The organism is Mycobacterium sp. 1245499.0, assembly GCF_001673615.1.
Taxonomy (GTDB): Bacteria; Actinomycetota; Actinomycetes; order Mycobacteriales; family Mycobacteriaceae; genus Mycobacterium; species Mycobacterium europaeum_A.
Map to the genome: position 1 here is coordinate 1 of NZ_LZMG01000306.1, position 8,429 is coordinate 8,429.

General features: G+C 67.7%; 9 protein-coding genes. 2 read left to right on the forward strand and 7 right to left on the reverse strand.

Features of this window, described 5'->3' with window-relative positions; genetic code table 11:
- From A5646_RS18615 to A5646_RS18645, 7 genes are all read right to left on the reverse strand, one after another.
- Positions 1-911: lipid-transfer protein (locus A5646_RS18615; protein ID WP_067023306.1), on the reverse strand; the 911-nt coding region annotated here is incomplete at its 3' end.
- Positions 908-1,369, reverse strand: coding sequence for a MaoC family dehydratase (locus tag A5646_RS18620; protein WP_066877729.1), 462 nt, complete (start codon positions 1,367-1,369; stop codon positions 908-910). The genes A5646_RS18615 and A5646_RS18620, both read right to left, overlap by 4 nt.
- Entirely contained in the window at positions 1,366-2,487 is a 1,122-nt protein-coding gene (locus tag A5646_RS18625) for an acyl-CoA dehydrogenase family protein (protein ID WP_066863666.1), read from the reverse strand. The genes A5646_RS18620 and A5646_RS18625 overlap by 4 nt, the downstream gene beginning before the upstream one ends.
- Positions 2,488-2,494: 7 nt before the next feature.
- Positions 2,495-2,893 carry a Zn-ribbon domain-containing OB-fold protein gene (locus A5646_RS18630; protein ID WP_066877731.1) on the reverse strand — a complete coding sequence of 133 codons (399 nt, stop codon included), beginning with the start codon at positions 2,891-2,893 and terminating at the stop codon, positions 2,495-2,497.
- Entirely contained in the window at positions 2,893-3,438 is a 546-nt protein-coding gene (locus A5646_RS18635) for a MaoC family dehydratase N-terminal domain-containing protein (protein ID WP_066877732.1), read from the reverse strand. Before A5646_RS18635 ends, A5646_RS18630 begins: the two co-directional genes overlap by 1 nt.
- Before the next feature lie 18 nt (positions 3,439-3,456).
- On the reverse strand, positions 3,457-4,641 hold the full coding sequence (locus A5646_RS18640) for an acyl-CoA dehydrogenase family protein (RefSeq protein ID WP_066877734.1): 1,185 nt from the start codon (positions 4,639-4,641) through the stop codon (positions 3,457-3,459).
- A 4-nt stretch (positions 4,642-4,645) separates the two neighbouring features.
- On the reverse strand, positions 4,646-5,842 hold the full coding sequence (locus tag A5646_RS18645) for a cytochrome P450 (RefSeq protein WP_066872040.1): 1,197 nt from the start codon (positions 5,840-5,842) through the stop codon (positions 4,646-4,648).
- 193 nt (positions 5,843-6,035) lie between these two features.
- Between A5646_RS18645 and A5646_RS18650 the strand changes: the two genes are divergently transcribed.
- Together A5646_RS18650 and A5646_RS18655 are read left to right on the forward strand one after the other, a co-directional pair.
- A complete protein-coding gene (locus tag A5646_RS18650; RefSeq protein ID WP_066872038.1) occupies positions 6,036-7,496 on the forward strand; it encodes an aldehyde dehydrogenase family protein in 1,461 nt (486 codons plus the stop codon).
- A partial coding sequence (locus A5646_RS18655; RefSeq protein WP_197505237.1) for a CoA transferase occupies positions 7,493-8,429 on the forward strand: 937 nt, incomplete at its 3' end. The genes A5646_RS18650 and A5646_RS18655, both read left to right, overlap by 4 nt.

Sequence of the window (8,429 nt, forward strand, 5' to 3'; positions counted from 1 at the left end):
AACACAAACGGCGTGAAATGGTCGTAGATGAAGGCGGTCTGGATGTCTTGGGGCTTGAGACCGGAGTCGCGCCAGAGCTGGCGGGCCACCACACCCATCTCCGGCAGGCCGGTGATCTCGTCGCGGTAATAGCTGGTCATCATCTCGCCGTCGCGGGCCGCGCCCTGGGCGGCCGCGGTGATGATGGCCGGCGGCTGGCGCAGGTCGCGGGCGCGTTCGGCGCTGGTGATCACCAGCGCGACGCCGCCGTCACTCTCCTGGCAGCAATCCAGCAGGCGCAGTACGGGTTCGACGATCCAGCGCGAATTCTGGTGGTCTTCCAGGGTGATCGGCCGCTGATAGAACCAGGCGTCGGGGTTGGTCGCCGCGTGCTTGCGGTCGACGACCGCGATCCTGCCGAAGTCAGAGTTGGTGACGCCGTAGGTCGACATGTAGCGCTGGGCATGCATCGCTACCCAGGCCGCGGGGGTGAGCAGCCCGAACGGCGCGTAATGCGCCATGAACAATGGGGTTTCGGCCATGCTGCGTCCGCTGCCGCCAAACCGGAAGCCGGAGCGCTCGTTGAAGGCGCGCCAGCACACCACCACGTCGGCGAGACCGGTGGCGACCGCCATCGCCGCGTGCACGACGGTGCCGGCGGCCGCGCCGCCGCCGTGGTGCACGCGGGAAAAGAAGCTCAGGTCGCCGATGCCCACGTTGCGGGCGATGTCGATCTCGTCGCTGGAGTCCATGGTGAACGTGACCATGCCGTCGACGTCACCGGGGGCCAGGCCGGCGTCGTCGAGGGCGGCGCTGACCGCCTCGCACGCCAATTGCAGCTCGCTGCGCCCGGATTCCTTGGAGAACTCCGTCTGTCCGATCCCGACGATGGCGCAGCTTCCGGGAAGGCTGCCCGGACCCGTCCGGCTCATGCGGCCACCCCGTCGAGCAGGCTGAGCACCGCCGTGCCGGACACGTGATCGCCCAGGCTGTTGGAACCCTTGAACGTCACCTCGACGAAGTTCTCGGCCGGCGGCGTCCCTTTAGGGCCTTGAGTCTTGCCGGTGACGCTGCCGGTGAACCGCAGCGGATCATCCGGAAAGCACGGCACCCCCAGGCGGATCGACAGGTTCTTCACCATCGCTTCGGGGCCGGCCCAGTCGGTGAGGAAGCGCACGCAGTAGCCGTTGGTGGTCAGGATGTTCATGAACAGATTGGGTGAGCCCTGTTTCTTCGCGTAGTCGCGGTCATGGTGCACCGGCATGAAGTCCCGGGTGGCGATCGCGCCGGCGACGATCATCGTTGTGGTGATCGGGATTTCGAGCGGTGTGACCTCGTCACCGATCGAAATGTCTCGCCATTGCAGAGTGCGGTTGGCGGTGGTCGTCATGCGGGTCCCTCCGAATAGGTTGCGCCGAGGTGGGCCAGCTGCGCTGAAGCCGGACCGAGGGTCAACTCGTTGTGTTTGGCCCACAGGAAATAGCGGTGCAGGGGATAGGTGACGTCGATGCCGATGCCGCCGTGGACGTGCTGGGCGGTGGCGGCCACCCGCGCGCCGGCCTCGGCGGCCCAGAACTTCGCGATGCGCGCCGCGCGGTCGGCAGGCCGCCCGTGCGCGATCAGCCAGGCCGCCTGCCAAGTGGTCCACCGAATGGCCTCGACGTCGATGAAGGCGTCGGCCATGCGCTGTTGCACCGCCTGGAAGCTGCCGATCGGCCGGCCGAATTGTTCTCGGCCCGTGGTGTATTCGGCGGCGATGCGCAGCGCCCGCTCGGTGACACCGAGCTGGATCGCGCACAGCCCGACCAGGGCCCGGGTGTGCAGCGACTCGACCAACCCGGCACCGGTGATCACGTCCGCCGCGGAAACGGTTGCGCCGTCCAGGAATACGTCCGCGTGCGGCTCGCGGTTCGTGGTGGGCACCGGGCGGATCTCGACACCGGCCGCGTCGGCGGCCAGCAGGAACAGGCACGCGGTGCCGTCGTCGGCGGCGGCCGGGATCAGGATGGTGTCGGCGAGCTGCGCGGCCGGCACCAGCTCCTTGGCGCCGTCGAGGCGCCAATGCTGGCCGTCGCGGCGCGCGGTGGTGCGCGGGCGAGTCGGGTCCGAGCGGCCCGGCTCGGCCAATCCCGCTGTTAGCAGGCGGGACCCGGTCACCACGCCCGGAAGAAACCGCTTTTGCTGTTCGTCGTTGCCGTGCCGGGCGATCGGGTCGGCGCCCAGCACCAGCGTGGCGTAGGCGGGCACGGGCGCGACGCTGTAGCCGACCTCGGCCAGCAGCACCCCGAGTTCCACGAAGCCACCGCTTGAAGCGCATGAGCCGCCCACCGACTCGGGTAGGGCGGTGCCCAGCAGGTCGGCGGCGGCCAGCTCTTGCCAGAGCTCGGCGTCGTAGCGGGTGTCGCCGGCTTCCAGTTCGGCCAGCCGGTCGGGCGTGGCACGGCGCTCCAACAGGTCGCGGGCCAGCTTGGCGATTGTCTCCTGCTCTTCGGTGAAGGTGAAGTCCATGACGGGCCTAAACGCTCGGCCGGAACTGGTGCAACACCAGGTCGTTATCAAACGTCTGGTAGTAGACCTCGACGGGCATTCCGGTTGTCACGTCGTCCGGGTCGATTCCGGTCAGGTTGGACACCAGGCGCACCCCTTCGTCGAGTTCCACCAGCGCGACGACGTAGGGGTATTCGAAGAAGGGAAATTTCGGCTCGTGCGGCATGACGTAGCTGTAGACGGTGCCGCGACCCGACGACTCGATCGCCTCCCATTCCAGCGAGCGGCAGTGCGGGCACATCGGCCGCGGCGGATGGCGCAGCTGCCCACAACCGCCGCAGCGCTGGAGCAGGAGCTTGTTGTCCCGCAACCCGTTCCAGAAGAATTCGGTGTCCGGCGTGATTGCCGGCCCCAGGCGGGCCGCCATCAGCTCGCCGGCCTGAATCGCAGCACCCGGAATCGCTGCCGCCCCAGCACCTCACCGTGCTGATCGGTGTAGGTGGTCAGCCAGGTCAGGAAGAATCCGGTGCCCAGCGCCGTTTTCTTCTCGTCGGAGACCGACTCGTAGACCGTCGTCGCGCTGATCACGTCACCCAGTCGCGGGTAACGCTCGATCTCGAACTCCGAATTGGTCGCCACCGTGCTGGTGTATCCGGCCTCATCGAGGAATGCCGTTGGGTTGCTGGTGATCTCGACGGGGGCCCCGCCACGTTCGCCGATTCCCTCCAACTTTGGCGACGGCATGGTCCAGGTCTGCAACATCACCGGCGGTGACACGATGCCGCCGAACCGTGACGACGCGGCGAACTCCGGGTCGATGTAGACAGGGTTCATGTCGGCCATGGCGTACGCCCAGTGCCGGATCATCGGCTGGTTCACCGGGTCGGGGGCCACCGAGGGCTTTCCGGTGCCACCGGTCGGCTGGCCGACGAGGGCCCGCACCTTGGCGCTGACGGTGTCTGAGTCGCTCACTTAGTACTGTCCTCCTGACTATTGCGCGGCCCGCAGGTCGCGTGGTGCCCGCGGCATGCCCAACCCGGCCATGGCGATGATGTCACGCTGAATTTCGTTGGCCCCGCCTCCGAAGGTGTTGATGACGGCCTGACGGTAGGCCGATTCCAGCGCGCCGCGCAGCGGAGCCTCGGCGCCGCGCCGAACTCCGTTGCCGTCGAGCACCTCGAGCAGTTGCCGGGCGACCTGTCCGGTGAGCTCGGTGCCGAACACCTTCGCCGCCGACGCCTCTCCCATGCTCAGCATCCCCTTGGTCATCGCGGCGTTGACCCGGAGGTTGACCATCTTGTACGCGGCGACTTGGGCCTCGACCCGGGCCAGGGCCTGCTGCACCCAGGGCTGGTCGATGACGCGACCGCCGTCGAGTTCGGTGGAAAGCGCCCATTCCAAAGTCTTTTCGAACAGTGGCTCGAGCGCGCCCAGGTTGCCCAGCGCCGCGCGTTCGAAGTTCAGCTGGGTGGTGATCAGCTGCCAGCCCTGGTTTTCGGCGCCCACCAGCGCGCTGACCGGCACCCGGACGTCGTCGTAGAACGTGTAGAACGTCGAGATGCCCGGCATGGTGTGCAGCGGTTGCCAGGAGAATCCGGGCGAGGAGGTCGGCACGATAAGGATCGAAATGCCCTTGTGCTTCTTGGCATCGGGATCGGTGCGCACGGCCAGCCAGATGTAGTCGGCGTAGGCGGCGCCGCTGGTGAACATCTTCTGGCCGTTGATCACGTACTCGTCACCGATACGGACCGCCGTCGTGCGCACCGAGGCGAGGTCGCTGCCCGCGCCGGGTTCCGAGTAGCCGATGGCGAACTCCGCCGTGCCTTCCAGGATCGCCGGCAGGAACTGACGCTTCTGCTCGTCGGTGCCGTAGTGCATGAGCGTCGGCCCGACGGTGTTGAGCGTCACCAGCGGGATGGGTGCGCTGACCCGGCGCGCCTCTTCGGAGAAGATGAACTGTTCGATGGCCGAGAACCCTCGTCCGCCATATTCTTTCGGCCAGCCGACGCCTAGGAGATTGGCCGCGGCGAGGGCGCGGATGCACTCGCGTACGGCCGGCCCGCCCTCCATGTGCTCGCTGACCGCGGCGACGCGTTCCGGCGTCATCACCGTTTCCAGGGTCGCGCGGATCTCGGCGCGCAGCTTGCATTGCTCTGGCGTGTATTCGAGGTCCATCGGCTCAGATTCCCATCCGCACCGGCATGCGTTTGACGCCGGGCACCATGGTGGCCCGCATCCTGTGCACGTCGCCCACCAGCTCCATGGTGGGGAAGCGGCGCAGCAGCTCGTCGAACAGCACCGTCGCCTCCAGGCGCGCCAATTGCGCACCGACGCAAGAGTGTTCACCGCAGCCAAAGGCGATGTGCGGGTTCGGGTGACGGGTCACGTCAAACTCCTCGGAGTCGGGGCCGAACACGTCCTCGTCGCGGTTGGCCGACCCGTACAGCATCACCACCACCTCGCCGGCGCGGATCCGCTGGCCGCGGATCTCGACGTCGGCGGTCGCGGTGCGGGCCATGTGCACCACTGGACTGTTCCACCGCAACATCTCCTCGACGGCGAGCGGGATGCGTGCGGGGTCGGAGACCAGCAGGCGGCGCTGATCGGGATGCGCGATCAACGCCAACGTGCCCAGCGCGATGAGGTTGCGGGTGGTTTCGTTGCCGGCCACCAGCAGCAGGAAGGCGAAGTTGAGCAGGTCTTCGTCGGTCAGCCGGTGCTCGTCGATCTCGGCCTCGGCCAGGACCGACAGCAGGTCGTCGCGCGGGTGCACCCGCCGGTCGGCGATCAGCGCCTGGAAATACTCGAAGAGCTGGCCCATGGCCACCAACGAGTCGAGTTCGATCTCGGGGTCGGCCGTCCCGGTGGCCGCGTCCGACCACGCCCGGAACTGCTCCCAGTCGTCCGGCGGGGCGCCGATCAGTTCGGCGATCATGCGGGTGGGCAGTGGCGCCGCGACCTCCTCGGCGAACTCGTGGACCGAGCCGGGTTCGATGCCGTCCAGGATCCCGCGCACGATCTGACGAATCTTTGGCTCCAACACGGCAACCCGCCGCTTGGTGAAGCCGGAGTTGATCAGCTTGCGCAACTGGCGGTGCCGGGGCGGGTCGCTGAAGATCAGGTTGCCCGCCTGTACCGGGTTGGGATTCGCCGGGTCCGGAATGGTGATGCCCTTCGTGGACGAGAACAGCGCCGGATTGCTCGACACGAACCGGATGTCCTCGTACTTCAGCAGCGCCCAGAAGTCGGTGACGTCGTTCCAGCACACCGGCGCGGTGGCGCGCAGCTCCCGATAGGCCGGGTAGGGATCGCCGGCGTAGAAGTCGGGGGAGTGCAGCGGGAAGCTCGGCGAGCGCAGCGGCGGATGAGTCTGCACGGCAAGCCCCTCTCGCAGGACACCCGATCCGACAGATTGAGGCAATCTGTCCTGCGGACTGTGTCTACTCCGTGCCGTCGCATGCTGTCAACACGACACGTAGATATTGCGGTAGCTTGCAATTCGCGCGATTGATGATTGACGAGGGCGACACGGAGGTGTACACCAAGTGATCAGATGACCGGAGGAAGCCATGGCCGATTCGCCCGCTCTAGTCCAGACCTATCAGCTCTACATCGACGGCAACTGGGTCGAGCCGCAGGACGGCCGCTATGACGACCTGTCCCCGTCCACCGAGGCCGTCATCGCCACCGCCCCGGACGCGAGCGTCGCCCAGGTCGGCGATGCGATTGCGGCCGCTCGCCGCGCCTTCGACAGCGGACCCTGGGGCACGATGACCGCCGAGCAGCGCGCCGGGTGCCTGAACCAGTTGGGCGAGGCGCTGACCAAACACGCCGACGACTTCTTTGCGCTGTCCCAGGCGGAGTGGGGCTGCATCGCCAACGAGCGCATCATGCAGATCGACGGCGCCGGCTTCATGTCCATGCACGCCGCGCAGCTCGCCACCCAGCTGGTCGACCAGGAGGTCACCGGCATCAGCGCCGGAACCACCGTGTTGCGGCACGCGCCGCTGGGTGTCGTATCGGTGCTGACGCCGTGGAACTTCCCGCACTGCCTCAACGTCATGAAGCTGAATCATGCTCTGGCGGCGGGCAATACGGTCGTGCTCAAGCCGTCCCCGCTGACACCGCTGGCCGGTCTGGCATTGGCGCGGCTCATCGACGAGCACACCGACATCCCGCCCGGGGTGGTCAACGTGGTCACGCCGTCCGGTGTCGAGGCGGCCAAGCTGCTGACCACCGATCCGCGCATCGACATGGTCAGCTTCACCGGCAGCTCGGCCGTGGGCCGCCAGGTGATGTCCGCCGCCGGGGACACGATGAAGCGGATCCTGTTGGAACTGGGCGGCAAGTCGGCCAGCATCGTCCTCGACGATGCGCAAATCACCGACGACATGCTGCGCCAGATGCTGTTCGAATCCTGTTCGCTGCACGCCGGGCAAGCCTGCATCCTGCACAGCCGGCTGCTGCTTCCCGACTCGCTGCACGACGATGTTGTCGATCGGCTCGCCGCCTTGGCCCGCGAGGTCAAGGTGGGCGACCCCACCGACCCCGAGGTGCAGATGGGTCCGTTGATCAGTGCGGCGCAGCGCGACCGAGTCGAGTCACACGTGGCCGGCGCGCTGAATGACGGAGCGAGGCTGGTGACCGGCGGCGGCCGGCCGGCGGATCTGGACGTCGGCTTCTACTTCGAACCGACCATCCTGTCCGGAGTGGACCCGAATTCGACTATCGCGCAAGAGGAAGTGTTCGGTCCGGTGTTGACCGTGCTGCGCTACCGCGACGACGACGACGCGGTCGCCATCGCGAACAACTCGCAATACGGGCTCTCCGGCGCGGTGTGGGGCGGTGACGTGGACCGTGCCGTCGGGGTGGCGCGCCGCATCCGCACCGGCCAGATCGCCGTCAACGGCGTCAACCCGGGCGGCGCGCCGTTCGGCGGCTTCAAGCTCAGCGGGCTGGGCCGCGAGGGTGGCGGGATCGGCGGACTGCACCAATACATGGAACCGATGGCCATCGGGATCCCCGCGTGACGGGACCCCTTGAGGGGCTGCACGTCGTCGAAATCGCGGGCGAGATCTCGGGTCCCTACGCGGCAAAGCTTCTGGTCGACCTGGGCGCCGAGGTCATCAAGATCGAACCGCCCGCCGGAGACCCGCTGCGGCGCTGGGGGCCGTTCCCCACCGGACTCGCCGACCCGGATCGGTGCGGCCTGTTCGAGTACCTCAACGCCGGCAAACACGGTGCCACACTTGACCTCTCGGAGGGCCACGATCTGGCGTCTGCGCTCGAGCTCATCGCGCAGGCGCAGGTCCTGATCGAAGACCTCCCGCCCGGAACCCTGAAGGGCTGGGGTCTGGGCATCGACGGTTTGCAGCGGATCAACCCGAACCTGGTAATTCTGCGCATCTCTGAGTTCGGTCAGTCCGGTCCGTCGCGTCATCGACCCGCCACGGCGCTGACCCTGCAGGCGGCGTCGGGCTGGGTCAGCACCCGGGATCCGCAGCGCCCGCCGGTTCAGGTCGGCGCCCGGATCGCGGAATACGTCGCGGGGGCCTACGGCGCCCTGGGCGCGTTGACCGCGCTGCGCCGGCCGCCCGGTGGCCGGATCACGGAAGTCGATGTCGCGCAGCTGGAATCGTTGATCTCGACGCTGCCCTATCCGATGTTGATGGCACAGCGGATGCGACGCCTCGGGCTGCCCGCCAACCTGCGGTCGGCACCCATGCTGGGCGTCGTCCGGGCCGTCGACGGCTGGGTGGGCATCAACTGCCTGACCGGTCAGCACTGGCTCGGCCTTGGCGAAGAAGTCGTCACGCTCCGGCCCGCCCAACATGATCGCGATCTGATGCTCGCCGAACTCGGGCAGGCCGAGCATCGCGCAGACGTCGAGCCAGTGCTGACCGGTCAGGCAGTTGATGCCCACCCAGCCGTCGACGGCCCGGACGACGCCCAGCATGGGTGCC

Bases quoted from the DNA above. Each gene is read 5' to 3' on its own strand.
- A5646_RS18620 (WP_066877729.1), bottom strand. From the start codon at position 1,369: ATGACGACCACCGCCAACCGCACTCTGCAATGGCGAGACATTTCGATC.
- A5646_RS18625 (WP_066863666.1), bottom strand. From the start codon at position 2,487: ATGGACTTCACCTTCACCGAAGAGCAGGAGACAATCGCCAAGCTGGCC.
- A5646_RS18630 (WP_066877731.1), bottom strand. From the start codon at position 2,893: ATGGCGGCCCGCCTGGGGCCGGCAATCACGCCGGACACCGAATTCTTC.
- A5646_RS18640 (WP_066877734.1), bottom strand. From the start codon at position 4,641: ATGGACCTCGAATACACGCCAGAGCAATGCAAGCTGCGCGCCGAGATC.
- A5646_RS18650 (WP_066872038.1), top strand. From the start codon at position 6,036: ATGGCCGATTCGCCCGCTCTAGTCCAGACCTATCAGCTCTACATCGAC.